The organism is Candidatus Uabimicrobium helgolandensis (assembly GCF_041508025.1).
In the GTDB taxonomy this organism is placed as follows: Bacteria; Planctomycetota; Uabimicrobiia; order Uabimicrobiales; family Uabimicrobiaceae; genus Uabimicrobium; species Uabimicrobium helgolandensis.
In genome coordinates this window covers 4,605,138-4,631,531 of the sequence record NZ_CP165719.1, presented here as the reverse complement: position 1 = coordinate 4,631,531, position 26,394 = coordinate 4,605,138, and the positions used below count along the sequence as shown (strand labels likewise).

General features: G+C 34.1%; 16 protein-coding genes. 10 read left to right on the top strand and 6 right to left on the bottom strand.

Annotated features, from left to right (window positions below):
* Window positions 1–878 precede the first annotated feature (878 nt).
* The 8 genes from UABHE_RS16915 to UABHE_RS16880 all read left to right on the top strand — a co-directional run bounded on the left by UABHE_RS16915 (window position 879) and on the right by UABHE_RS16880 (window position 17,643).
* Window positions 879–2,813, top strand: a complete 1,935-nt coding sequence (locus UABHE_RS16915; RefSeq protein ID WP_372371514.1) for a hypothetical protein — start codon at window positions 879–881, stop codon at window positions 2,811–2,813.
* A 295-nt stretch (window positions 2,814–3,108) separates the two neighbouring features.
* A complete protein-coding gene (locus UABHE_RS16910) occupies window positions 3,109–4,188 on the top strand; it encodes a hypothetical protein (protein WP_372371513.1) in 1,080 nt (359 codons plus the stop codon).
* 79 nt (window positions 4,189–4,267) lie between these two features.
* Complete coding sequence (locus UABHE_RS16905) at window positions 4,268–5,185, top strand: hypothetical protein (protein ID WP_372371511.1); 918 nt, start codon at window positions 4,268–4,270, stop codon at window positions 5,183–5,185.
* 495 nt (window positions 5,186–5,680) lie between these two features.
* On the top strand, window positions 5,681–9,109 hold the full coding sequence (locus UABHE_RS16900; RefSeq protein WP_372371509.1) for a hypothetical protein: 3,429 nt from the start codon (window positions 5,681–5,683) through the stop codon (window positions 9,107–9,109).
* A gap of 102 nt (window positions 9,110–9,211) precedes the next feature.
* Complete coding sequence (locus UABHE_RS16895; protein ID WP_372371507.1) at window positions 9,212–12,334, top strand: hypothetical protein; 3,123 nt, start codon at window positions 9,212–9,214, stop codon at window positions 12,332–12,334.
* A 379-nt stretch (window positions 12,335–12,713) separates the two neighbouring features.
* Window positions 12,714–14,504, top strand: coding sequence for an ABC transporter ATP-binding protein (locus tag UABHE_RS16890; protein WP_372371506.1), 1,791 nt, complete (start codon window positions 12,714–12,716; stop codon window positions 14,502–14,504).
* A gap of 76 nt (window positions 14,505–14,580) precedes the next feature.
* Window positions 14,581–16,314, top strand: coding sequence for an ABC transporter ATP-binding protein (locus tag UABHE_RS16885; RefSeq protein ID WP_372371504.1), 1,734 nt, complete (start codon window positions 14,581–14,583; stop codon window positions 16,312–16,314).
* Window positions 16,315–16,656: 342 nt separating this feature from the next.
* Window positions 16,657–17,643, top strand: coding sequence for a hypothetical protein (locus UABHE_RS16880; RefSeq protein WP_372371502.1), 987 nt, complete (start codon window positions 16,657–16,659; stop codon window positions 17,641–17,643).
* 82 nt (window positions 17,644–17,725) lie between these two features.
* Here UABHE_RS16880 and UABHE_RS16875 read toward each other — a convergent pair whose 3' ends face one another.
* On the bottom strand, window positions 17,726–19,927 hold the full coding sequence (locus UABHE_RS16875; protein ID WP_372371500.1) for a fused MFS/spermidine synthase: 2,202 nt from the start codon (window positions 19,925–19,927) through the stop codon (window positions 17,726–17,728).
* A 153-nt stretch (window positions 19,928–20,080) separates the two neighbouring features.
* Window positions 20,081–20,614 (bottom strand): hypothetical protein, encoded by a 534-nt coding sequence (locus tag UABHE_RS16870; RefSeq protein ID WP_372371498.1) that lies wholly within the window; start codon window positions 20,612–20,614, stop codon window positions 20,081–20,083.
* 208 nt (window positions 20,615–20,822) lie between these two features.
* On the opposite strand from UABHE_RS16870, the gene UABHE_RS16865 reads away from it, so the two are divergent.
* Both UABHE_RS16865 and UABHE_RS16860 read left to right on the top strand, forming a co-directional pair.
* The gene (locus UABHE_RS16865; protein WP_372371497.1) at window positions 20,823–21,248 is read left to right on the top strand and encodes a GNAT family N-acetyltransferase; all 426 of its coding nucleotides are present in this window, start codon (window positions 20,823–20,825) and stop codon (window positions 21,246–21,248) included.
* Window positions 21,249–21,580: 332 nt separating this feature from the next.
* Window positions 21,581–21,910, top strand: coding sequence for a four helix bundle protein (locus UABHE_RS16860; RefSeq protein ID WP_372371496.1), 330 nt, complete (start codon window positions 21,581–21,583; stop codon window positions 21,908–21,910).
* On the opposite strand, the gene UABHE_RS16855 is transcribed toward UABHE_RS16860, so the two are convergent.
* The 4 genes from UABHE_RS16855 to UABHE_RS16840 all read right to left on the bottom strand — a co-directional run bounded on the left by UABHE_RS16855 (window position 21,863) and on the right by UABHE_RS16840 (window position 26,319).
* Window positions 21,863–24,016 (bottom strand): hypothetical protein, encoded by a 2,154-nt coding sequence (locus UABHE_RS16855; protein ID WP_372371495.1) that lies wholly within the window; start codon window positions 24,014–24,016, stop codon window positions 21,863–21,865. The two genes, UABHE_RS16860 and UABHE_RS16855, sit on opposite strands and share 48 nt — an antisense overlap.
* A 369-nt stretch (window positions 24,017–24,385) precedes the next feature.
* Window positions 24,386–25,564, bottom strand: a complete 1,179-nt coding sequence (locus UABHE_RS16850; protein ID WP_372371494.1) for a hypothetical protein — start codon at window positions 25,562–25,564, stop codon at window positions 24,386–24,388.
* A 388-nt stretch (window positions 25,565–25,952) separates the two neighbouring features.
* Window positions 25,953–26,144: a type II toxin-antitoxin system PemK/MazF family toxin gene (locus UABHE_RS16845; RefSeq protein WP_372371493.1), complete on the bottom strand. Its 192-nt coding sequence runs from the start codon at window positions 26,142–26,144 to the stop codon at window positions 25,953–25,955.
* Window positions 26,131–26,319 (bottom strand): hypothetical protein, encoded by a 189-nt coding sequence (locus UABHE_RS16840; RefSeq protein ID WP_372371492.1) that lies wholly within the window; start codon window positions 26,317–26,319, stop codon window positions 26,131–26,133. Before UABHE_RS16840 ends, UABHE_RS16845 begins: the two co-directional genes overlap by 14 nt.
* Between the last annotated feature and the right edge of the window lie 75 nt (window positions 26,320–26,394).

Sequence of the window (26,394 nt, the reverse complement as noted above, 5' to 3'; positions counted from 1 at the left end):
TTTTTTACATGTAAATGTTTATTATATATCATAATATTTTGTACCAGAGCATTGTAGTTCACAAAAATTTTGTATTTCATAAATAATTGCTTTAAGAGGATAACCTCTTTGGGAACACTACTACGCCCTTTATCCTGTTATTAAAATTATTCAGGATATTGATTTTCTACTCTATATTTTGACTCGCTCGCTTTTATTTTTTTTTACCTTCACCATATAAAGAATATTGTTGTACAAAGTGAGTTTATTTTTAGGTATGTCAACCTTAAAATAAAAGGTCATCACGCTCCGAGTATTATATTTTAGTATAATGACTACCTTTCCTCTTGTCAATTGCATATTTTCAGTATTGTTTTATCCTTATTTGCTATATCTATATTCCAAGCGACTAGTTACGCGACATAATACGTAAGAACACTTAAGATGTTACTACCAGAATAATTTTTTATTTTTCACTTTAGAAAATGTCATCAGTTAAAATTTTTTAGTTTGAAAACACGCGACCTAGCCACAGCCGTAATCGAAATAAATAACCACAAATCTTATACCAAACGCCTAGAATATTCGGTCAGAGTTACGATGAAGGTGGCGATTGCGATGTTACTAATAGTTAATGGATAATGCTCTAAACATCACTACGGGACGCCTAAACACTTGTGGTAGTATTTTAATATCGCTATAATTTTAACTAAATACTCGTTTTCGTAAAACTTAACGTAATAATTTTAAGTTTTATTTTTTTTTCTTGCATTCTCTGGAGAATCTTTGTTTTAATATTCTACTATAGAAATGCTTTACTTTTGTTAAAGTATATAAAAATATGCAAAGATATTAGATTTTTGCATTTGTAAATTGTTCTTTCCTGAAAGGAACTTTATATGATTAAAAATTGCATAATAATGTTAATGGTTTTTACAATGACTGCTTCGGCTTGGTGCTGTGGTGTTAGAGCTATTAGTTCAGCTCAAGCACAAAACCAAGTAAAACAGCAACAACCACAACCAAACATTCCGATATCACAACCTGCTCCGGCACCAGTACCACAGCCTGAAACTTTGGCTGAGCTTATCAAAGATGTTGCAGCTGATTATGACAAGTTTGGTTCTAACGATCAAGAAGTTGCGTTTGACGATAATGCAAACGAAAGACTTTCTGAACAAACATTAACCAGAATAGATGAATTTGCAGCGGCATTTGACTTACCTGTTTCTAGTAAAGATACAGATGAATCTCGTATCCTGAGAAATGAAAAGCAAATTGCAATTGCTGAAAAACTAGTACCACAAGTACTAGCAGAAGTTACTTCATTTATTAATGATATAAACGCAGATGTCAGTAAGTTCGTAACTGAGAACAGTACAGCACTAGAAGATGCTCCAGGCAGTCTAATCGATGCTTACTACGATCAAGTAAGTGTTCTTCACGGCGAATTTTTCAGAGACCTAGAAGGTGCTGCTAAAAAAGAACTAGGTACAGCAAACATCAACACAAACAATCTTGAAGAAAATGTTCTTCCTGATAATTCTGTCCAACTTGAAACAAATAATGAAAACGCAGTAGTAACATCTACAAACATTCCTACTGGCCAAAACATTATTGATAGACTAAATTTTACCAAAGAACAATTCCTAAACGATTTCAAACTAGTAAGAGAATCTACTATTAGCGAAATAGAAGGTTTGACGGATGCTCAAAACGATCAAAGTACTAGTATAAACACAACTCCTGATTTTGATGGTGCGCTTGACACAAGTTTCAAATCACCAACACAAGCAGGTGTAAACAGCATTAGCTTTGACATACTAAGTCCTTTAAGCTTACCTGGTGCTAATTTCGATCGTGGAACATCTTCAATCGTATCAATAATTACACAATTGAAAGATCGTTTTCCTAACACTCAATTGGCAAGTGATTTACAATTTTTCTTAGATATTTTTCCATCATCAGCAGAAGTTGCAGTTCAAGATTCACTAGAACCAAAAACTGATCTTTTTGCCGATGGAAATACAACTCTAAACAACATTGATGGTTTAGAGTTCAATAAAAACAATAAAAATCAACTAGCTGATTTTGATACAGAAAATACTTTCACTGCTACTCAGTTTGATATTGGTCTAGATGGTCGTCTAGTTGGTGTTGATAACAGAGACAACCAAGCAGATCCAACAAGCGTTACAACAATTGTTAGTGATGTAAGTAGTATCAGTGGTGACAGTCGCGGTTTCAACAGCAGATCATTTGGTGGTAGCCCTGGCCAACACAAAAGTGTAAGTATCTTCATCAACGATAAACAATATGATATTGTAGACACAGTATTTACAAGTCCTATAGTTATCGATATCGATGGCGATGGCAAACTAGAAGCTTCTAGTGGTGTACACCTACCACACGTATACAAAGATGGTAGAATTGTTGAATTTGATATCAATGGTGACGGTTTTGTTGACCTAACAGAGTGGGTTGGTAAAAACGATGGTCTTCTAATTCAGTATGATCCTTCTAAGCCTGTAAATGGCGCTCAATTATTCGGTGACTGTGATGGATTTATCAACGGTTACGAAAAATTGAAATCTTTAGATGCTGACGAAAATGGTCTACTAAATGGTTCTGAAATAGCGACCCTAAGTGTTTGGCAAGATAAAAATCTAAACGCTAAAGTAGATGCCGGCGAAATCAAATCTCTAACAGAACTAAAGATTACAGAGTTGTCTGTTGAACATGATAACTTTGTTTCTAGTTGTGTAATGGACGGCAAAGACGTTACTATGTGGGATTGGTATCCAAGTATGTTCCGCGTAAAAAAAAGAAAATAATAAGTAGAAATTAAGTATAAAAAAGAGAGTATTATGGTCACACATAATGCTCTCTTTTTTTTTAGCTACTTTATACAGCAGTAAATTACTGATTGGAAAATAGCAGAATTATCAAGTTAAAATCGTAACAGCACATAATCTATCGATAGCATACTTGTAATTATTTACTGCATATAGCATAATTTTCCTAGTTAACAAAAAATATGTTATATATTTTCAATATCACAGTACAGTATAAGTAAAAAAATCTGCTGTCAAATCAATAGCAAAATTTTTAACAAATACAGGGGAACATATGAAAAAATTTTTCATTATTCTGTCAATCATATCAGTAGCAATCTATGCAGACAGTTATTCAATCGCTGTCGATGACATTTCAGCACACAATGTAAACTACAAGACAATAAATCCATGTGCTCTATCTAATGGAGCAAGCTACTTTATGGCCACCGAACGGGTTTATGATGTAAAAAAAGTAGCAAAAGGTAATGCCTACGATATGCTAATTTTTCGTTTTAACAACAAAAAATTGGTAAAAGTTGATCGCATACATTTAAAGTTGTATCAATTAGTAAACGTCGCATATGACAATATAAAACATCGAATTTATGTTGTTGGTAATCGCGGAAATAAAATAATTAAAATCGATGCTTTAAGCGGTGCCCAGAAAACTATATTCCAATACCAAAAAGGTAATCCTGGTTTTAAAATGGGTCCTTTCGTTATTTGTCATGACAGCAAACTTTATGCAACTGGTTGGTTTTATGATAAAGATCAAAACTGGTTGGGTGACTACATAGCGAGAATACGATTTACAAAAAAAGGTGTTCGCTTCAAAAGAATCGCAAGCTTAGATTATCTTTTTAGATATGCTTATACAAGTCGCGGGACAGTGCACACCAACTATTATGTATCTGGTAATTTGTTTTATTTTTCGCTTATCGATCAAATCGACAAAAAAACCCATTTAATGGAATTTCGAAACAAAAAAGTAACCACAATTGACAGCGCTCATATTCTTTCTACATTCGCTGCAAACGATCAACGTATTTTCTATATCACAAAAAACAAAAAAAATCAATATAGCCACTACTTAAAAAATTTCGTAACCGGAGAAAAGTACAAGATTGGTGCTGATGGTGATCGATTTACTTATCCTTTTATGGTAAAGGATCGTCTTGTTGTTCTGAAAACGAACATAAAGCAAAAAACATTCAATGCTTATGTTGGTATAGAAAAAGAAAGATATTTACTTATGCGTTTTCTAAAAAATGAAACTTTAGGTGCAATGAAAATATCAGAAGATGCAAAATACTATTTATTTATGAGTGTTGACGGCATGAAGATTGGTACATTGTTAAGAAACGAAAAGTAAATTTTACTCTTTTTTATCAGATTGCTCTCACTTTAGTGAGAGTAACTCTTAGTCATCAATCATTATTAGCGAGCTTGCTATGATAAAAAAAACTTTGTGGACATTGATTGTAATTTCAATACTTATACCAATAAACGCCCAGCAACAATTTTTTAAAGTAAAAACTCTTGATCTAAAAGTTATTCGTTATCCATGGGCAAACGAATTTAGCTTATCTGTAGATATAATCACCAAAAAGATATTAGTTGATGCTAAATTACAAATTGCGATTAAATATATTGACAAAAATGTCGCTAGTTATAGCGCCGTTGTAAAAAAAACAGATCGCTATTACCAAGCTAAAAAGACATGGGAACCTTTAAACCAACCTGCCCAAGAAGCTTTGCTTGGAAAATACAGTGTCAAAATAGAAATGATTGTAAAAAATCAAAATCCTGATTTCATAAAGCGCTGGCAGAAATTTTCTTCTGCTTCGAGAATTACCATAATAACAAAAGCATTCTCTATTGGAAATGAAAGTCAAACACAAAAACAGCAAGAAGAGACAAAAGAATTTTACATAGAACGAATGAAAAATCTCAATGCACTATACTCAAAGTTAAAAAAAAGAGAAGTAGTTGCATATCGAAACAAAAATTTTAAGCGCAAAAAATGGCTACAGTGGTTATATAATGAGTATTTACAAAAAATAAACAACGAAAAAAAATTACTGGATATTCGCCAAAAAAGAGTTTATCGTCCAAGATACAAATACACAATGAACGGAATGAAATATTATTGTGATTTGCTAGTAAGAATAGGTAAAACATCAACCCAAGTTCTATATAAACGTCATCGTCTTCGCCCGGACAACGCAAGTACAAGAGGTATTGATCCTTTTTCTATAAAATCAAGAAAAAGTCTAAACAAAATAATAGAAAGCATTCATAGAAGCAGTGCAAGAGAGATGAATATATCGCTAAGACAAAAGCTAGGCTATATACCTCCACCAAAGTAACATTTTATTCACCTAGTTTTTCTGCGAGTAAAGTTCATTGGGTACAATTATGGAATTGTGCCCAGCATTCATTATCAAAATACCTTAAACACATAAGTTCGATACAATCCTGCCAAGGCATAAAAACTCACTGCTACTAACCATAATCAAAAATTAATTACTGAAGCACCTTAAAAGTGTGCGCTTGAATTAATAATTCATCAAAGTACCTCAATTGTATTCTTTTAAATGTCAACATACATGCCTACTCAAAACAACAATGAAGTAACACATTTAAATCTTTACAGTAAATTTATTTTAGTGTAGAATAAATTAGATTTTATGGTTTTATTTCACAGTTAACTCCTTAAATACAATTCATTCAAAGGAGGTTATACATCTACTACTTAGAGTGCGAAAGAAATTATTATTATTTAATCATTTTCCAATTGTAAAGTTAAGTGATAAAAGACAATAATCATTCAGTAGCATTGGTTTAGATGTTCTAAAAAAAATATGAAAAAGTTAAAAAATAAAAAACGAAAAGGTATCACCCTAATCGTGGTCACAAGTATAATGTTGGTATTATCAACAACAGCTGTTACATTTGTACGATTAACAGGTTACGAACGTACAGCGGCTAGCAACTACGCCTCAACCATAGATGCGAAGTTAACAGCATATGCAGGAGTAGATCACGCTTTAGCACTGATTTACAATAATATAAGAACAAAAGGACGTATTGCATTAAACGAAGAAGTTAATAGCGTCGAATTGCAATATCCACTAAATTCAGACAGAGATCTCTTTCAAGCCAGTCAACAAGGACAAGCAATATCTTTGCAAGCAAACATCGAACTACATGATGATAGTACTTCAGATGATAACTTTGCTGTTTCAGGACTTGTAGGCCGCGCTATTCGAGGAGGAGGCATCTTTGGTACTAGCGAACCAAATGGGAACTTTTACTCACTCAAATTGGAAGATACTTCTGGAAAAATCAACGTAAATAGTTTTATAGCTATTCAAAATAATGGTACTCCTGTTGTAGAACAAACTGTACAACTACGTAGTGTCGAAGTATTTGAAAGAATATTGCAGTCTCTTGCGTTGTCAGCATTTCCAAACTCATCTCCTGAGTTTCGCACTGCTCTCGCAGGTGCAATTATTGGAAGTCCTATCAATCCAAATGGACAACGTTTTACCAATATGGAAGAGTTAGAAAATCAATTGAGAAGCGTAGCGGGATTTGACGGTGATGCTGCTGATAGATTTATAAGTAACCTAACTACATCATCGTTTATGGACACAAAAACAGTAGGTGTAAACATCGAAAATGTAATTGACTTGCGAGACGCACCTGATTACTATCGAGAACAGCGCGCTCCTGTCAATATTAATACTGCATCTAAAGATGTTCTTGTAGCACTTATTGTAAATATCCGCGGCCGTGCTAATTTTTTTGCTAATGCTGTTACAAAAAACGATGACCCAACATTTAATAACGCTGCACTAGAAGTAGAAACAAGTTTACTCAACGAAATTATCCAATATGAAATAGAAATTCCTCAAGCTGAAGCTGAAAAACTTGCTGATGAAATTATTGATCGTCGCAATGACAGTTCATTTTTAGATCAAGGCGAGATAGACGAGTTTTTAAACGAGCAAAACATAGCTATTAGTCTACCAACCGTAGATGGAATAGATGATGGAGCTGTTAATGCGGCAACAATTGTAAAGGCCAATCCAAGTTTCGCGGGTAATGTTGTAATAACTCAAGAAGTATGGGACCAAGCTATACGTGATATGCTGCGCAGTAACTTCAATCCCAATGTAATTGAAAACTTTTGGAACCCTAATAGTGATGTATATCGCCGTGTAAGTACATCCGATTTGATACGAGTTGAAGACGACGGAACAAGTTTTGTAATGAAACCTTCTCACACAATAGAGTTAGTTTCTTTTTCTGTGGGAAGTGTCGAAATTACATCAGTTGGCCGTACTACCGCAAATCAAGGAAACTTAGTAACAGGTGTATCTGTTATTTCGACAACTGCAGATTTTGGTCGTCAAATAACTCATACCACTCAAGAGGACTTTGAAGGTGATACTCCGCTTGCTGATACGATTACATCGCCAAATAATATACGTCAACAAAGAAATAGAGTAATTTCTACTTTTGAAGATGAGTTTGCTGGTGCAGTAGAACCAAGTCCAAAAGATGACCTTGATCTCAATGGTAGCGATGTTAATAGCGCTCTTTATTTTAGTGGTAGTACTTTCGTCAACGAAAGTGATCGCGATGGAGATGGCGATATTGATGCAGATGATAACAGATTCCATCCTGATGATGATATCGCAAATACCGATAATAAATATAAAGTTCCAGTACAATGGTCTGATCGCAATGTACTCGGTTCAAAAACAATCAATTATTCTCAAGCTAGTACTCCTGATCCTAATCCCGCAACCGTAGGTTTGCCAAAACTAATGAGAGCGAGAACAAGTGTTCGAAGTCAAGGAAACAATCTAGCTTATGATGGATTAATCTCACGTAGAATGTTCTACACCCCTGATTTCGTAAGAGAAACTAGCCCTGCTTTTGCTAACATTGGACTTCGTCCACAAAATAGTTTAGAACGCTATCTAATAGAAACGTGCTTTGAAGACTTCTCTATTTCTTTAGACACTGGAGAAAATTTTGATAGCTACACATCAGGTAGATCTAACACAGAGCCTAAACTACGCAGTGACGTAAACACCGCAATCAATGTATCTCCTTCTGGAACATCAAAAATGGGAAATGTTCGAGGCTCAATTCAATTCTGGGTAAAATTTGATGCCGATGATACTGATGGTGTAAATGGCCAAACAGTTGCCTCTGGTTTATTTGGAGCAACAACAGCAAGTGGCTTTCGTCCAGGTAGAGCACTAATTATTAGAGATGGTGTAGATGTATTTGGGAGACTTGATCCTCTGTTTCGCGAAGGAACTCAAACTTATGTCTATCTAAATGCACTTGGTGAACTACGTGTAACAAGACTATACTATGCTCTTTGCTTTCCAATAGGAAGTGAACGTCCATATGGCGCATTCTTTGATACAGAGGTAGATGGTAATAATCGTAAAGTACCACGTCGCGATGTTATCTTAAAAACAACACCTTTTAAAGCACATGAATGGTACCATGTTCGCGTGGAGTGGGACGATAGTCTTAATGGTAAAGCATCAATCGATTTGAAAGTTAATAATCAATCGGTCAAAAATGAAGGTGGAGTTGTAGAAGTAGTTGATGAACTTCCTGTTGGTAACGAATATTGTTTATTAAATGAAAGAGAACCTATTGATGCTATGTATATAGGAGGTTTTCCACGTCCTCAAGCTCAAGTAGGTGGATACTTTCATTTTGATACCGATGTTCATATGCCTGGAAATGCAACCATTGATCAATTTATCTCTTCGGGTGATACTGATTTTGGATTTAAGGCTTCTGCTCCAAGACGCTTTAACGAAGAAACAAATTACAGTAACTCTATAGAGCTTAACGATGATGACGACATCATTGTTGGTCTACACTGGGTATCTTATCCTCCTTATAGAGCCGAAGGCGACGATGGAGGAGATAGGCCACACGTTCGTTTAGATTCTCTTGCAATAAATGGTGATAGTGAAAGAACAAACATTCCATTTGAAGAAGAAGGTAGTGCTACTGACCGTCGTGAATTTATAGTTGCTGAGAAAATGTTTACCAATGATAATGAAACTATTTTAAACAATCAACAACAAGTAAATTATAGATTTCAATTCTTATCACCTCTTCCAAAACAACTAAATACAGTATCTGGCACAGATACTCTGCAAGGTGCTCGTTGTGCAACTTTGGATTCTGTAACCTTGCTTACAATTAAAAAGTATCCAGTTATGAGGGATACAATAATTCAATAATGTAATTGAAGCGTAATTTCTACAAACAAAGTGCTATGAGTAACAACTCATAGCACTTCCCTCCAATCACTTCTTTAATACCTAATTATGAGGTCCACAAACATGGCTAAGATTCGTCTATCTCATCAAAGTTATGAAAAATATGATTGCATTGAAATTCCCAAAAATACAAAAATAACACCTGATATATTCGAATATTTGAAAAAGAGAACTGTAAGAGCACAAGAGAAGAACAAGAAAATATTCATCACTTTACCAGGTAATTCAACTTTATCAAAAAGAAGTACAGATGAGTTTTCGAAATTTTTTCAACAATATAAAGAATGCCTGTTCATTCCACAAGAAGCACTTAAGTGGGGAAGAATCTGGAACAATATTATTGATGAAGACTTATCAACTACTGACATGGACAAAGCTCTTGCATGGTTAGCTGATGAATCTTTTTTAACACCGAGAATTGTTCGTCGCGAGTTAGGCAACGTAGCATATATCAAGTTTAGTGGTCATGTCGCTAATGCCTCGAAACACGCTGCCAAAAAAATAGTAAACACACTAGAAGAAATAAAACCTTCAGGTCGTATATTAGAAACAGCAAATCTTTTTGATACTGGAATATCAAATTCTTGGGTCCCAATATCAAGTGCTCTTGTTTTAGATATTGCCGATGTATTTATTCTAAACCAAAGATTCATGAGCGCAATAACTGAAGCGCTTGAAGAATATAACCTTAGCGTCTCTTCAAAAGGAATTTATTTTGTAACTTCTGGGTTATTTCAGTCTTGGCAATTAAAACACATACTTAAAGGCCAAACAATCAACGAAATAGGTAACATTATTCGTGTTGTTTCAAGTCGAGAAACGAACCATGAGAGCAAAATACAAGCAGAAATAACAGCGATAACTTCAGCTTCGCAAAAGAACGCCCCCCCAAAACCGCTTTTTATACATAAAGTACAAGGTCATGAACACGCGTTAAAAACCATTGATTACTTTTCACCCGACTTAGTTATTGTTGATGAAATAAGTGAAGCTACTGCTATCAAACAAAACGTATTAAAAAGTCGTGGAGAAAAAATAAATCACATCATACCTGCTGCGGATCCTGGCTTACGCATACTTTCTCCGCAAATGATAACAAAGGGTTATGATTACGAATTATTTGCAGAATACGTAATGTCTCGTTATTTACATAATAGAGGAAAGCCAAACGAAACTTATATTTACTACCTCAACACAGACCCTGATCACATGCGTAAAGTTTCAATGTTTTTAGGCGGTGAGCTTTCACATGTTCTTAACGATGACCTACAACAAATTATTGAACACCTTCCAAAATGCGAAACGCAATCAGATGCTCAAGGTAGTTTTACAATTGCCCTACTTGAAAAACAATTCTTAAAATTCGAAGTTAATCTTCATTTTACTACTTCGGGATTTGGGCAGCTTCTTTCGCAATACACAACTCTTTTTCCAAAACATAGTGACAGCCTTACGACTTCTATACGTCTATACTTACGTGCTGCGCAAATGAAACAACCTATACATACCAAATTACATTTAGCTGAAAGCTTTAATGAATTTTCTGTTAAAGAAGACGACATAGATATTGATGTACGTATACAAGACAATCGTAACATGCTGACATTCAAAGCAAAACCTCACGACGGTTTGGAAAAACGTTTTAAAACATTGTTTACTCTTCTCAATGGTAGTGACATATTTGATTCCTTACCAGACAAAGAACTTTTTATAGAGCTAGTTTCATTGTTGTGGGAAAGTTATCAAGCATCCATGTACAGAACACAAGGTTTCACAATTAGTTTAATATCAGAAAATGATGGTAGTTTTCAGTTAGAAGTATTCCAAAGTAAACAAAATAAAGCAATACTAAAGGGAAGTATCGTCGATGGTAAACGTAACTTACGCTTTAGTGGTAATACTGTTCACCATCCACAGGGTCAAAAACGTCTACTCAAAATGATTAGTTTGTACTTTAATTCTGGAAAAAATGATCCAACAGAAAACACTTGGAGATTCGCTTGTTTTGAAGCCATGACACAAGTACTAGCCAATGGATCGCAAAATCAATCACTTAGTTTTGATTTTCAAATCCAAGAGCCTAGGTGGGCTGCTGTTCTTATGTGCGACAGTACAGCTCCAAATAACATAGGCGAACGCTCACAGAAAATGTTCAATGACGGAGCTGATATAGTAAAAGTGGGCGATAATGGACGCCAAGTCACTCTTGTAAGGAAACCTGAAGCACAAGAACAAGATGGTATGCTAGGTTTTGAAAATCTACAATCAGAACTCGATAATTTACAAGAAAACGCCATTTTAGAAAAAGTAGAAAACGTAAAAACAAAAGAAGCCGAAGAACGTAGCATAAAACTCCAAAAAACTTACGAAGAAGCATTAAAAGCATACAACCAAAAATACGGTGGTATGGACGATGATGAATTACAAAACACAGGAAAAACCCACCGTCCAAAAACTCTTGAAGAATCAGCTCGCGTTAAAGTTATTCGTAAAAGACAAATGCCAAAAGGTGAAGTGGACAAACGCCGCAAAAAAATTCGCATGTATTCAGCTGTTGGCGTTACAGTAATGCTTATAGCATTTATTTTATTTGTTTCAGTTAGTTTTTCAGGCAGAAGCTCTGGAGGTGGAAAATCTCTCGTTATTAAAAATTATGATTCGATGTCTGACGAAGAAATCGAAATATACTTAGCAGAAAAGAAAAAAAATCGAATAACTAAGGATCCGGTTCCTGTTGTAACAAAAAAACTAGAAAAAGATCCGCATAGTGCTCTTATAAGAATAGTGTCTCAAAAAATGTATTTGGCAAAAGCTCCATCCCAAACTTTGCTCAACTCGCTACTGAAAAAGTTATATTTTGCACTTAAAGAAAATGCCCAAAGTGCAGATGCTCATAATTTAGCAGCAAGACTATTTTGGTACAAAATACATCTTGATAAAGAAAATATTTTTCCTCAATCATGGAAAAAAAGCTGGCGAAAAGAAGCGAGAAACTATTTTGAAAAAGCAAAAGACATCTATCGAAAAAATAATATCGAATCCACAATGTCACTACGCATACGTATATGGATGCCAGAATACTATATTTACGAATCAAATAATAAAAAAAATACACGCTATTCTACATACAAAAATTATAAAGAAGCTTTACAGGACTTAGAGTTATTAACATCACAGTTACCTTAATTCTTTTAAGCCTTATAACATAATTTAGTTAATTTTTTAAAAACATGTTGCAATATAAAAATAATATGTTACATTTGTCACGCTATAGAAATAAATAGCCAGAAGAAAGCACTTTGGTTGACTAAGTCAATCTATTATTTCTAATAATAAATAACTTATTTTTGGAGACACATATATGACACCTAATCAAAATAAACCATATTTTGGAAAGAAAGTCTGTCTGTGATCAAAAAATAATTCATTTATAAAAAGTCACAGAGTTAGACTCTGTGGCTAACAAAAAGCCACGAAAAGATTTCGTGGCTTTTTTATTTTAAAGATAGAGTAATAATTTAGCCACGTCAATATTGACGTGGCTTTTTTTTTGGATGAGTATTTTATGAAAAAAAACAATTTATGGTTTTTCACCCGCGGTTATCGCAAATTTTATATAAAAGCCTTTTTAATGGTGATCATTGCAACAATTTTTGCATATATATCTCCGCTATTGATACGTTTTACAATAGACCATATTATTGCTAATAAGCCAACAGAATGGGTTCAATCACAACAATTTTTTTTACATCACGGTTTATGGCTTATTGCAGTTAGCTTAATTTGTTTTGCTATAGTAGAAGGTTTTTTCAATTATATGCGTAGCTATTACGCACAATATGCGGCAGAAGGTATTGCACGCGATATTCGTGAAAAGCTATACAACCACATTCAACATTTGAGTTGTGCCTTTCACAACAAAAATGACACTGGTGACATGATTCAACGTTGCACATCTGATGTTGAAACTATTCGACGCTTTTTAGCTATGCACGTTTCAGAAATAAGCCGCTCGTGTATTATGGTCGTTTTAGTTGTGCCAATAATGCTGTATTTAAATCTAGTAATGACTTTAGTTGCAGTAATTGCTATACCATTTATTTTTATTTTTGCAATAGTGTTTTTCCGAAAAATGCAACACACATTTAAGATCACAGATGAGGCGGAAGCAAGAATGACTACGGCCGTACAAGAAAACTTAACAGCGAGTAAAGTAGTTCGTGCTTTTGGCCGTAAAGATCATGAGATAAAAAAGTTTTCAGTTAAAAATGTCGAATATCGCGACAAACACTACCGCGTAATTCGCCTTATCGCTTGGTATTGGAGCATTTCCGACCTTATTTGTTTGCTACAAATAGCAGCAATACTAATTTTCGGAAGTTTATGGACAATTTATGGTTACATTAGTCTAGGAACACTAGTCGTATTTATTACTTATGAAGCCATGCTGTTGTGGCCTATTCGTCATATGGGAAGAATTCTTGCCGACTTTGGAAAAACAACAGTTGCTGCTAAACGAATAGCACACATACTTAATGAAATAGAAGAGCAGAAAAGTATTTTCAAAAATGAAAAAGAAAAACTTCGAGGTGCAATTTATTTTGAAAATGTTTCCTTTTCTTACGAAAAACAAAAACCTGTATTACAAAATTTATCTTTTCGTATCAAGAAAGGACAAACTGTCGCAATTTTAGGTGCCACAGGATCAGGAAAAAGTACTATAGTAAAATTATTACTTCGGCTGTATGAGCAAAACAGCGGAAAAATAACCATTGACAACATTGATATAAAAACAATTGAACGCAAGACTCTAAGAGAACAAATTGGTATTGTTTTGCAAAATCCATTTCTTTATTCTAAAACAATTTACGACAATTTATTATGGGGAAATCTCGAAGCTAATGAGGATAAAATATATCAAGCAGCAGAAGTAGCATCTATGCATAAAACAATACAAAACTTTGAAATGGGTTATCAAACCAAGCTTGGTGAAAGAGGTGTTACTCTTTCCGGAGGGCAAAAACAAAGAACAGCAATTGCCCGAACATTGTTGCGAGAAACCCCGATACTTATATTTGATGATTCGTTTAGTGCCGTAGATACCGAAACTGAAAATTCGATTTTGCAATCGCTTCGTCAAAAAGTACTCAACAAAACAACCTTAATTATTGCTCACCGTTTGAGTACAGTAATGAATGCTGATTGGATACTATTTTTAGAAAACGGAAAAGTTGTACAACAAGGAACACATCACGATTTAGTAAATCAACCTGGTGCATACCAACGTATTTGGAAAATGCAGTATGACAATAACATTGACATAGCACAAAGAGTACATGCTCCTCCTTGTATATAAATCTCCACTGCACAACGTTTGTGTAGTGGCGGCGCTTCGTCATTATTGATAACTTATGTTTTTTTGGAACCAAGTTATGCAAAATATATCTTTACGGCAGCAAATTTTACCTTTTTTGCGACCATACAAGAAACAATTTATTCTTTTAACTATAGTTACCGTATTAGCAGGAGCAATTGACGCGATTTTTCCATTTCTCACGAAATATGTTATTGATGAATTTATTGTCCCTAACCACTTTGACACTATACATGTCTTTGCATTTTTGTACTTTTCAATTGTCGTTATACAAACAATAAACGTCTGGTTATTTATTTCTCTTGCTGGAAAAATTGAAACTTTTGTTGCTCATGATGTTAGGCAAAGTGCCTTTCAGCATCTACAAAATTTATCTTGTTCTTTTTACGATCGCAACTCCGTAGGCTGGTTAATGGCACGCGTAACTTCTGATTGCGAGCGCCTAGGCGCCATCATCGCCTGGGGAATTGTCGATATAGCTTGGGGAGCATTTACTCTTCTTTTTGTAGTAATTGCAATGTTTATTCTTAACTGGAAACTTGCTTTGATTATACTAACCGTCGTTCCAATGCTATTATTTGTAAGTATGTTTTTTCAAAAAATTATTTTAAAAAACTATCGAGGTGTTCGTGAAAACAATGCACAAATTACTGGGGCATTTAACGAAGAAATAGTAGGTATTAATACAACAAAGACACTTGTGCGCGAAGAAAAAAACTTCGAAGAATTTCAGAAACTTACTGACAAAATGTATACATCTTCGTTTAGAGCTTCTATTTATTCTGCTATGTTTTTTCCTATTGTGCAGATTATCGCGATGTTTGGTTGTGCTCTTGCCATTTATTTCGGTGGAAACGGTGTTATTGCTGGAGCAATTACTTATGGTACGCTTGTAGCTTTTTTTTCATATGTAAAGCTATTTTTTGAACCCGTCAATCATATTGCAAAAGCTTTTGCTGAATTACAAAATGCAAGAGCTGCAGCAGAAAAAATATTTACTTTACTAAATACTCCTGTTGAAATTACCGACAATGTAACAAAAAACACAAACGATTTAAAACTTCGTGGAGAAGTAGAGTTACGTAAAGTACATTTTCACTACAAAGAAGGTGAAACAGTTCTAAGCAAATTCGATCTTCATGTTCAAGCTGGGCAAGTAGTCGCACTTGTAGGAGAAACAGGCAGCGGTAAAAGTACTATCGTAAGCCTGGTCAGCCGTTTTTACCAACCTAATTCAGGACAAGTATTTATTGATGGAGAAAATTATGAGTTATATCCTATAGATTGGTATCGTTCGCAACTAGGTATTGTTCTACAAACACCTCATTTATTTAGTGGAACTATTGCTGAGAATATTCGTTATGGTAAGTTAGATGCTTCTCAACAAGAAATTGAACAAGCCGCAAAGCTAGTTTACGCACACAACTTTATAGTAGATTTTCCAAAAGGATATAACACTGAAGTTGGAGAAGAAGGAAATTTTTTATCTTGCGGACAAAAACAACTCATTTCTTTTGCAAGAGCAATAATCACTAATCCAAGTATTATTATAATGGACGAAGCCACAGCAAATATAGATACAGAAACAGAATTTTATATTCAAAAAGCTATTTCGCGTATTTTATCACAACGTACATGTTTTATTATTGCGCATCGTTTATCGACTATACGTTCTGCTGATCGTATTTTAGCAATTTCAAATGGAAAGATAGCTGAAGATGGCAATCATCAGCAACTGCTTGCTCAAAAAGGTTATTACTATAATTTATGCAATAAGGCTTTAGCAATATAACATAATTTGTAGAAAAAGAACTTCTCCACAAATTGTTTTGCGTTATTTTTAAAATGTAGTTTCGAACCGAAACTACATTTTTTTGTGCCTATATTTATATTTACTTATTGATATAATAGTCGAGGTAATCGGTTTAAAAACATCTTATATTTGATCTTTTCCAGAATTAGAGCGTAGTTATTTTATCTCTACTAGCTCAAGAGACGCGTCATAACTCTCTTATCCTTCTTTTGAAAAATTTTCAAAAGACCTCGCTATTCTTTAAAAGAAAAAAATATAAAAGCCGATATGCCTATATAAAAATTCGCAATATAGTCATTTTTTTTTGAAAAGGAATAAAAAATGAAAAAACAGTATTTGTGTTTTGTTTTATTAAGCATAATGCTTTCAGTTATATCGTTACGAGCTCAAGAAGGTGCTGTAGAAACGTGGACAAAATCTCTTTTGAAAGCCGAAAAAGAATACGACAAAGCACGAACATTTATTACTAATATTATCGAAGATAAACGATTAGAAAATGTTCTTCTAGAAAAATTTCAACTCGATAGTAAACTTAAAAACATCATGGACTTTCCAGTGATGAAAGATTTTGTAAAGTTGTTAGATAAACTAGATAAAGCCAACGATAAAGTTCAAGAACGTTTAGCCGAATTACCAGTCCACACATCCATAAAAAAAATCGCGAAAGCAAATGAAGCAACCAAGGCAGTGTTTGAAGAAATTCTAAAAGAAGACGAATTACAAACTTTTTTTGATATGGTTTATTCGCCAGGTTCTTTTGACGAAATGCGCAATCAACTTCTTGCTGACAACAAAGCACTTGACACTATAGATATTTACCAAAAAGTCGCTGATTTATGGAGAGCTGAACCGGATGAATCTCTTAACAAAAAAAACCTCCAAAGTAAAACCCTCCTCGCTATATTAACTCACATGTTAACAGTTTACATACCAGATAACTTCACAAAAAGCCGTTACCGTTTTGACAGTGAATTACAACAAGCTCAAGAAGATTTGAATACTGCTCGCAACAAAGTATTAGGAAAATTAAAAAAAATTAAAAAAATACTTAATAACAAATTAAAAAAGAAACAAGAAGCCGACAAAGAAGTAAAAAAAATCGATGATAAAGATAAAAAAGAACTTAAAAAAGATGGAATAAAAAAAATTAGCAAAAAAGATGAAAAGAGCCTAAAGGAACTCACAGATAAAAAATTATCTAAAAATGACGTATGGGATGAAGCGAAAAAAGGATTAAAAAGCATAACCGCTTTGTTGAAAATTTACGCTCATGAAGTGGATACAAGAACAGGAGAAATAAAGAGATAAATAAGCGACTCTTAGGCATGTCGACATTTAAAATAAAAAATAACAATTATGAACGTTATTCTTTCAAATGTCGATATGCCCTTTATTTAACCAATACATTTAATACTTCACTATAAAAATGCTCTAATTGCTTTCCTCGCAATAAACGTCCTTCTGCTAAAGTAATCGGTGTAGAAAATTCAACAAGTGGGTATTCATCACTATTGATTTCTTTGTTTTTGTCATATAACCATTTACCAACATATAGTGTAAAAAACTCAGTAGCATTTAGAAAACGATCAGGAGATAAGATAACCTGCATTCTACCTTTCAAGATACGAATTTGAGTCTTTTGTGTTGTTGTGCTTAAGCGTTTTCTTACATTATTCTCATTTATCTTCCAATCATTTTTCCCGCCAATTAGAGCAATAAGCGGATAGCTTTTATTGTTTTCACCGCGCCAAAGAATTGTATTATCAAATACAGAAGAAAAAGTATTGGCAATTGCTAAAAACTCTCTCTTTCCTAACTGATATAGTGGAAGCCATTGACAAAAAAGTCCATTTTTTTTGAGCGATTTTTTAGCTGTAATATAATGTTCTTTAGTATACAAATAGCCAGTATGGCTATGCCACGGAACAAAAAGATCAGAGATGAGAACGTCATAATTATCTTGTTGTTGATATAAATGATGGCGCGCATCGTTTATAACAATATGAGTGCGTTTGTCTTCAAAAAGATTATTCGTTTCTTTGTGAAATAACCTTGCAGCAGCAACAACTTCCGGTATTAGTTCAATAACATCTATTTTCTTTATCTCTTTATAAGAAAGCGCCCCTTTAACCGTCATCCCTGTTCCCATTCCTAAAAAAGCTATACTCTCTGGCTTCGGATGGAGTAGTAAAGGAATATGTGCCTGACGTTTTTCTCTATTTTCAGCGCGACTACTTCCCAATGTATAGTGATGATTTTGTATCATTTTCAAATTGTCCGATGATTGATGACGAACAACGGTAATTGGCCCATAAAAGCTTTCATCATGCCAAATAATATCATAATCACGATACTCGTACTTTGTTGCAGACGGAGTAAAAAAACACAACAACAAAATAGCAACACAACTGGCAATTTGCCACAAAGTATACTTCGTTTTAGTTGTTTGTACTATGGCAAAAACTCCTGCACACAAGTAGATAAAAGCAAAGAAAAGGAAAGAAGCATGTAAACCAAGATGAGGAATAAATATAAACGTTGCAGTAGCAGCTCCTAAGGCAGAGAAAAGAATATTAATAAATGTTATATGCCCAATAATTCTTCCATGGTTTTCTGAAAAAAAACGCCAGCATAAAGGCAATATTATGCCTGCTACGCTTATCGGAATAACAATAATTGCTGCGCTAAGAGTAAAGTATTTTAATAAATATACATAAAAATTTGATGTAGAACGTAGGATTTTACCAGAAGTAATTACTGAGAAACACCATAACGAAAGAGGTATTGCACTAGCAACAGTAATACATATCCATGCAAAAGAGGTGAAATCATTTTTCACACGTGTAGCGAAAAAACTACCTATACTAAGAGCAAAAAGAAATGAACAAAGCGTAGCACTAAAATTATAAGTACTATTTTGCGATATAAATGCAAATAAATGAGTATAGAGAACTTCTAGTCCTAAAATACTAAAGCCAGAAAGAAGTGCAAAAAAATAAATATAATACGGTATCAACCGCTCGTTAGATTTTTTTTGCGATTGCTGTTGCCGATGCGATTTAGCAATTACGATAGCAACGATACCACAACATATAGATATTATTGCAGCACAATAATTTGTTCCTGTCACCCCTACGCGATATAAAAACAAAATACCAGCCAAAAAAGTACCGAGTAAAGCTCCCAAGGTATTAGTCGCATACATAGGAATAATTGATTTCGATCGTTTGCTAAGAGCAAGAAACTTCGCAAATGCTGGAAACGAATAACCTAAAGCAATCGTGCTCGGAAATAGAACAACACTAGCAAAAAGTGTACGCCATAAAATTTTTTGCTGAGGTGCATTTATCCAAGGCGATAAACTTTCATGACTTTGTTGCAAAAAAAAGGGAATGAGGAGCGCCCAAATTCCAGCAATAATTTCGGCAAACCCGTAGTGGTAAAGAGGTGTCGTTGTTTTGTCTATAGTTTTTCCTGCTAGATAGTACCCGAAAGCCATTCCAAGGAAGTACACAGTCATGACAATACCTGCAGATTGTGCAGTGTAACCAAATAGCAAACCAATTTGCCGATTCCACGACACTTCATACATCAATGCGCTCATACCTGAAAAGAATAAAATACTATATAGTAGCCATTTTCGGCAAATAGCAGTACTCCTTACAAAAGTAAGCTACCATTTTAGAATAGATCCTAAAGTTGCAACCCAAAAAACAAATCGCAACTTTAACAAGTATCATTTTAATTAGTGATCGTGTCCGTGATCATCGTCATGTCCATGATCATCGTCACCATGATCATCGTCGTGGTCATGTCCATGATCATCGTCGTGGTCATGTCCATGATCATCGTTGTCACCATGATCAACATGAATATCCAAATTATACTTCTTACCAGAAAATTCTAGAGCAATTCGTCCATGAAGATTCTCTTTAAAAACATCATCAATAGCCTCATAGTGCGCCTTATTCTCTTTTACCATTTTAGTGATGATTTGCTTAGTGCCTTCTGCTGTTTTTAAATTTAGAAGAGGTGCTTTTGCTATTTCTTGTGGAGTTTTTCCATCTCCACCTAAGATATACAAAGAAACCTTTCCATGCTCTTTGTCTTGTACAAATTCAATGTGAAGTGCACTTCCTGAATCAATAATATCTCCGCCATGCTCTCCTTTACCGTGGTGGTGCTCTTTATTTTCCTTTGTTCCCTTTTTATTAGAAGTCACATTTTCATTACATCCAATAATCATGATACTAACGATAAAAAAAACAAACATCTTCATATAATACTCCTCAAATTGTCTTATATTCTTCAGTTATCGATGATACAGCATTGTTACTTATTAGCTGTAAGTACTCCAAACAAATAAATGCAGTATAATATATACTATTGAATGTAAAACAAATGCGTTATACAATACGGTTAAGATATATTATAGTGTAAAAATATACCACATTCTTTAGTTATAACCTATCAAAAACGGAGGTAACATGTGTCGTTTTTCAGATAAAATACAAAACGTAAATTGGCAGCAATTATGTGTTATATACGAAATAACAGGACTTAATATGCGCAAGCCTCAAGAATTAGAACAAGCTTTTCAAAATAGTCAATATACTATACTTGTTTATGATAAAGAGAAAATTATCGGCGCAGGACGTGCAATTAGTGATGGAGTCTACTATGCTGGCATTTTCGATATAGCGGTTTTACCTGATTACCAAGAAAGAGGCATTGGTAAAGAAATTATGAATTATTTACTAAAGCAATTAGATGGACAATTTATAATACTCACAACAACAATAGGTAAAGAAGGATTTTATCGAAAACTAGAATTCAAAAAGCATAAAACGGCAATGGCTATATATCCACCTCATAAACAAACGTCGGCAAAAATATATCTAGAAAAGGAGTAAACTTACCATCAATTTAGCTCTTGGTACTCGGAAGGCAACAGCAGTCAGCGGGCAGCAACGGTTTTGCGACAAAGGAGATATGAATGAAATGTCCGAAATTTGGCTCGAAACCAGGTACTACTGACGAATTAATGTTATAAAAGAATATAAAGTCTTTGGAAGTTTTGTCGCTCTGTGATTTAGAATAGAAGGATCTTAATCATAATCATAATTCTTAATCTTAATCTGGAGCGTTGAAATGGAAGCATATTTTGACCACGAGAAACTGAAAGTATACCAACAAGCAATAGAATTCATAAAATGGTGCAATACTAAAAAAGTTACCAAGAAAATTGGCTGCGCTCTATCATTTGGATAGAGCATCAACCTCGATTGTTTTAAATATTGCACAAGGAAACGGAAAATATACACCTAAAGATCGCTACTTTGATATTGCTAGAGAATCTGCGCTTGAAAGTGCTGGCGCTTTAGATATAATAATTACCAAAGAATACTACCCTAAAGAGCAAATTAATTTGGGAAAAAATATGCTGCGGTCAATTGTCTCAATGCTACGAACTTCCCAAAAATCCGTAGCTTTAAAATTACTCGCGTTTCTTTATACAAGTTTTGTGTTAGCGAATACCATCTTTTCGAGAAACATCAATCCCTTCTTTTTTTAGCAAGCTCAATTGCTTTGTAAATAACTCATTCAATTTTAAATCGTCGTTACTACGCTCCTCTACACGGCCATCAGCAAAAAGTACTAAAGTTACCCCTGAAAAAGAATCGCTATAAGCTAAAATTAAATTGTTAATCTCATCTGATTTAAAGTGCTTGTATATTTCGCGAGACATCAACCACTTGTAATTTGTAACAAAAGAAGGATCTTCTTTTCCCGGCACAATTTCTTCATAATTACCAGGGCACATATATGCTTCAGGTTCAACTATAATTCGATTAGTATATAAAGCCTCAAGAGAATTAGGAAAATAAAGAGATTTACCGAAATCTAATTGGTAAATCATTGCCCCTTTACCTATTTGCCGAAGGTTAGCCATAGATACTTTCTTAGGGTCTAGTGCTTTTTCAAAGGGATTAGACATTTGTATTTTTTGTACATCCATCACTGTCAAAACTATAGATTTCACAAAATTTTCATCTGTTTGAATTGCAAGATCTCCATACGCTCCTTGCGTTCTAACTTGGGAAGTACTACGAATTTCATCAAAACGCTTTACTAATGGCAAAAATTGCTCTGTTGGCAATTCTGGTATTAGTTGTAATGCTTGTGTCAACAAGGTATCGAGATCAACATAAAATTGTAACATTCCGCCATTTTCAACTTCAGAGCGCAAAGATGCATTTTTAATATTGTCAACGAGGCTGTCGCCAGCATTCACACTCTTAACAATATCCTGTGCTATTTGTTGTTTGCTAGTGAATAGAATGTAGTCTTGAAAAAAAACAATTGTTGGAGTAATCGCTATTGGTTGTGGTGGTTGAAAAGCCTCAACATCAATAACCCAACCACTACTATTTTCTACAGTAAGAGGTTTTGCAAACGGTTGTTTTTCATTAACAGTGTTCACAATACTATCAAAAACACCGCGAAATTTCTCCGGATCAACAAGCTTGGCTCCTACAACAACATTAAAATCAATGTTTTCAATATTAGAAGGTAAGCTGTAAATAGCTCCAGCTAAATTTCCTTTGATATTATGGATAAAGTCTTTCTCTACATCCACAGTCACCCCTAATTCTTCCCGAGCTATTTTATTCGCTTCTTGTAAGATTTGATCAATACTTTGTCCTTGCATATTTGGCATTGCTGCAAAAAATGCGTTCACCATTTTTTTATACATTTTCCACATTATGTTGGCATTTACATTAACAGTAGAAAACGCCAAAGGAGATTTTGGCATAGCAGCCACAAGATCTCGACAAGAACTATTGGACTTCAAAGATTCTAATAAATTACTATCGGCAACATAATCATTATAAGCTCGAACTTCGCAGATATTTTCGTTAAGCGAAAAAGTTCCTGCGTAAGCAATAGTATCGTTTTGATATTCCGCAGTAGCTTTCATAATTTGTTTAAGTTCTGCTGGCGCCATACTCTCATACATTTTCGCAAAATGTTGATAGTTTAAATGCATAAAAAAATCACCTTTATTCTTCAACTCTTTTTCACAACGCTTAAAACTATCACTATCTCCTAGACGAGATTCCTGAGAAGCAATCTCTTCTGTGAATTTTTCTGCAAAACCATCACTTTTCATACCTCTTTCAAAACTTACATAAATCACGCCATAATTACCAATAGAAGTGTATAGTGTTTGCCGCGAAGAAAAAGGAATTTCTTTAATAATAGTACAATCTAACCCAGCAATATTCTGCTCTGTAAATTCAGCGCTTCTTCCCATTTTTTCTTTCAAAAAAGCGATAAACTTTGCAGAATCGTGAATACCAAAAAACACAGCCGCTGATGTTTGACTACAAACTGATACTCCGATAGTTTTTCGAGGATCAATACCATTTCCCATATAAAATTCGCGAGTAAAGATATCTTTTCCCAATATAGATTGCCCTTGTTGAGAAATTCCCTTTACCATATCAGGGAAGTCATCTACGGGCAATTTTTGAAGAAATTCAACTGGCGAATTAAAAGTAAATGTCATCAAAGCTTTTTCAGGTAAAAAATCATCATAATCTGTAGATCCACTAATAGAATAAAAACCAAGTGCAAGAAGAACAACCACTATTACCACAAACAATACTTTACGCATATAACAATCTTTCTAAAAATAAGTAAAAACAAATGCTTTTTTTTACAAAATTTCCAAAGCCCAAAATTTACCAAACGGTGTCATAATAGTACGATGTTCCTAGATACTTTACAAAAAATTTTTAAAAGACCAAATAATAGCGCTCAAGTCTTTCTTACGATCTATCGCACAATAAAAAATGTAGAAAGCTCACATTAAATGAATATCAAATCTTTCAATTCTGTTGCAAAAGGAAATCTGATGAGGCCTTAGTACACAAGAAATCGAGAATCTTAAAAAAAATTGCAAACTACAAATCATCATATAACGTCGATTATTCCAGAACATCGCCAAAGAATTTATTCGATATAACTCTAGAAAATCCAACTATTATTTTCCTCGTATTTCTAAAACTAAGTTCTTTATCTGTTCGTGATAAGAAGATGATTTTTTATCGCGTAATAATTTTTCTAAAAAAGGCAAGGAACGCTTGCCTATCTTCTTTAAAAGCCTTGCGATTTTTTTATTGTGCATAAACATTTCAGCTATGCCTTCCACTTCTTTATCACTATAAATATCTGCCGAAAATTTTTGTAAAATTTTCAATGCGGCATTGGCTTCACCACGTATAACAGATGATTTATTCGATGTGCTAGCTACTCTTGACAAAGCGTTGGCTACTCTTAAAAGCCTAAAAGCTTTATCCCCAGCGCGGCTACGCACTAAGGCACTTGCTGCAGGGTCAGATGACCAAGAATACTCTTCCTGCGAAATATTACGTTTTTCGCTTAAGAAAGTCAGTAGCACTGATTTGGCAACTACAGATTGTTTTTTTGTCTGATAAAGTAACTTTATAATTTTAATGGCAAAATCGCAGCGATAACTAGTGGTATATGTTTGAAAGTATTCACTTGTAAGATTTCTACTTTTAGTTAGGTACTGATCGTAGTTAGTTAGGCAGTATTGAGCAAGTTTATTGAGAATTACAGCAGCTCGTTGCGGGTTGTTTTTCGTCATGTGTTCCAACGAATTCAGTGTTGTTTTCGCTGATGTGTGTGTGTATTTTGGAAAAATAGACAAGGCTAGATATTTTATATGAGCTTCTTCAAATGCTTTACCAGTGTCATCTTTTACTAGTGTTTCCATTATCGAATTATCACCTTGAAGATACTCAGAAGCTTGTTGTTGATCTCCTAAAGCGCAGTACGCAAGAATTAAAAGTTTTGAAGTATACTTTTTCATATCAGCTTTATAAATTTTACCATAGTAATCTTCTTTTGGTAAGAACGACTTAACATTTATTATTGACCACGGAATAAAAAATGGTAATGAGTGGGCTGCGTTCCAAGCTACCACCAATTTTTTACTTGCACTAACAAGATGTGGTTGTCTTTGTTCATCAAAGTAACAAAGCGCTTTCTCTAGATCTTCGCGACCTCCGCGGTAAGCGTCATGCCATTTTTCTACTTGTAGTACCGACAAAAAGCACCAACCAGCACTAATAGCAACAAGAAATAAAATTCCATAAATAATTTTACCAATGTTGGTTTGGATAAATTCATTGAGCATAGTTTTCTCCGAAAACTAACTAAGTAACCTGACAAAAGCTCTGTATTTCAATTTATCAAAGAGTCCAAAATGTATCAAAGAAAAAATATCGTGCAATTCGTTAAGCAAAACTTAACTCAAGGATTTAGTGGGATGTACAATCAGACGCATGTAACAAAAGGTGGAGTCTAAAAATAGCTCAGAGAAATAACTTATTAAAGCGTTTATTAACCCAAACAAGACACAGAGAGAGAGTAAATTATCAAAACAAGAGAAGACACATTTTTCGCACCTTAGCCAAGTGCATTTTCCTTGGTTACGTTCAAACAATTCCGTTTCTAATAATTTGTATACTAAAAAACGTCCCAATTGTAATTGCAGTAGCCACAAACCACTAACGAAAAAATTGCTATAAGTGCTGTTTTTTCTGAGAAAGAACATGAAACAAAATATAAATGCTCTCTTGAAAAATTATAGGACAGACAACAATGTCATCATCTCCTATATCTAGAATCACCATCGCAGGTCTTTTCTTTTTGTTTTCAGAAGCAAATTGATAAAATTCAATAAAAACAATGTCGCCAAAACTATACTTCGTCATAGATGTTATCCTCATCAGAATACATCTTGAAAAAATGTTGTTTCGCTTTTGTTTTCCAAGCATTTCCTTCGTTATCAGAAACAACTACTTGTATAATTTGCCCTACATTTCCTTGTAAAGGTTCTTCTAATTCCAAGTGCTTGGAGTCTACGATCTTTGCTTTTATTATTCTCATTTTTAATACCTTTCATTTATATTTTTACAGTTATATTTCTAAATTATGCACTCTCATTACGCAGTTCAACACATG

Bases quoted from the DNA above. Each gene is read 5' to 3' on its own strand.
- UABHE_RS16915 (WP_372371514.1), top strand. From the start codon at position 879: ATGATTAAAAATTGCATAATAATGTTAATGGTTTTTACAATGACTGCT.
- UABHE_RS16910 (WP_372371513.1), top strand. From the start codon at position 3,109: ATGAAAAAATTTTTCATTATTCTGTCAATCATATCAGTAGCAATCTAT.
- UABHE_RS16905 (WP_372371511.1), top strand. From the start codon at position 4,268: ATGATAAAAAAAACTTTGTGGACATTGATTGTAATTTCAATACTTATA.
- UABHE_RS16900 (WP_372371509.1), top strand. From the start codon at position 5,681: ATGAAAAAGTTAAAAAATAAAAAACGAAAAGGTATCACCCTAATCGTG.
- UABHE_RS16895 (WP_372371507.1), top strand. From the start codon at position 9,212: ATGGCTAAGATTCGTCTATCTCATCAAAGTTATGAAAAATATGATTGC.
- UABHE_RS16890 (WP_372371506.1), top strand. From the start codon at position 12,714: ATGAAAAAAAACAATTTATGGTTTTTCACCCGCGGTTATCGCAAATTT.
- UABHE_RS16885 (WP_372371504.1), top strand. From the start codon at position 14,581: ATGCAAAATATATCTTTACGGCAGCAAATTTTACCTTTTTTGCGACCA.
- UABHE_RS16880 (WP_372371502.1), top strand. From the start codon at position 16,657: ATGAAAAAACAGTATTTGTGTTTTGTTTTATTAAGCATAATGCTTTCA.
- UABHE_RS16875 (WP_372371500.1), bottom strand. From the start codon at position 19,927: ATGTATGAAGTGTCGTGGAATCGGCAAATTGGTTTGCTATTTGGTTAC.
- UABHE_RS16870 (WP_372371498.1), bottom strand. From the start codon at position 20,614: ATGAAGATGTTTGTTTTTTTTATCGTTAGTATCATGATTATTGGATGT.
- UABHE_RS16865 (WP_372371497.1), top strand. From the start codon at position 20,823: ATGTGTCGTTTTTCAGATAAAATACAAAACGTAAATTGGCAGCAATTA.
- UABHE_RS16855 (WP_372371495.1), bottom strand. From the start codon at position 24,016: ATGCGTAAAGTATTGTTTGTGGTAATAGTGGTTGTTCTTCTTGCACTT.
- UABHE_RS16850 (WP_372371494.1), bottom strand. From the start codon at position 25,564: ATGCTCAATGAATTTATCCAAACCAACATTGGTAAAATTATTTATGGA.
- UABHE_RS16845 (WP_372371493.1), bottom strand. From the start codon at position 26,144: ATGACGAAGTATAGTTTTGGCGACATTGTTTTTATTGAATTTTATCAA.
- UABHE_RS16840 (WP_372371492.1), bottom strand. From the start codon at position 26,319: ATGAGAATAATAAAAGCAAAGATCGTAGACTCCAAGCACTTGGAATTA.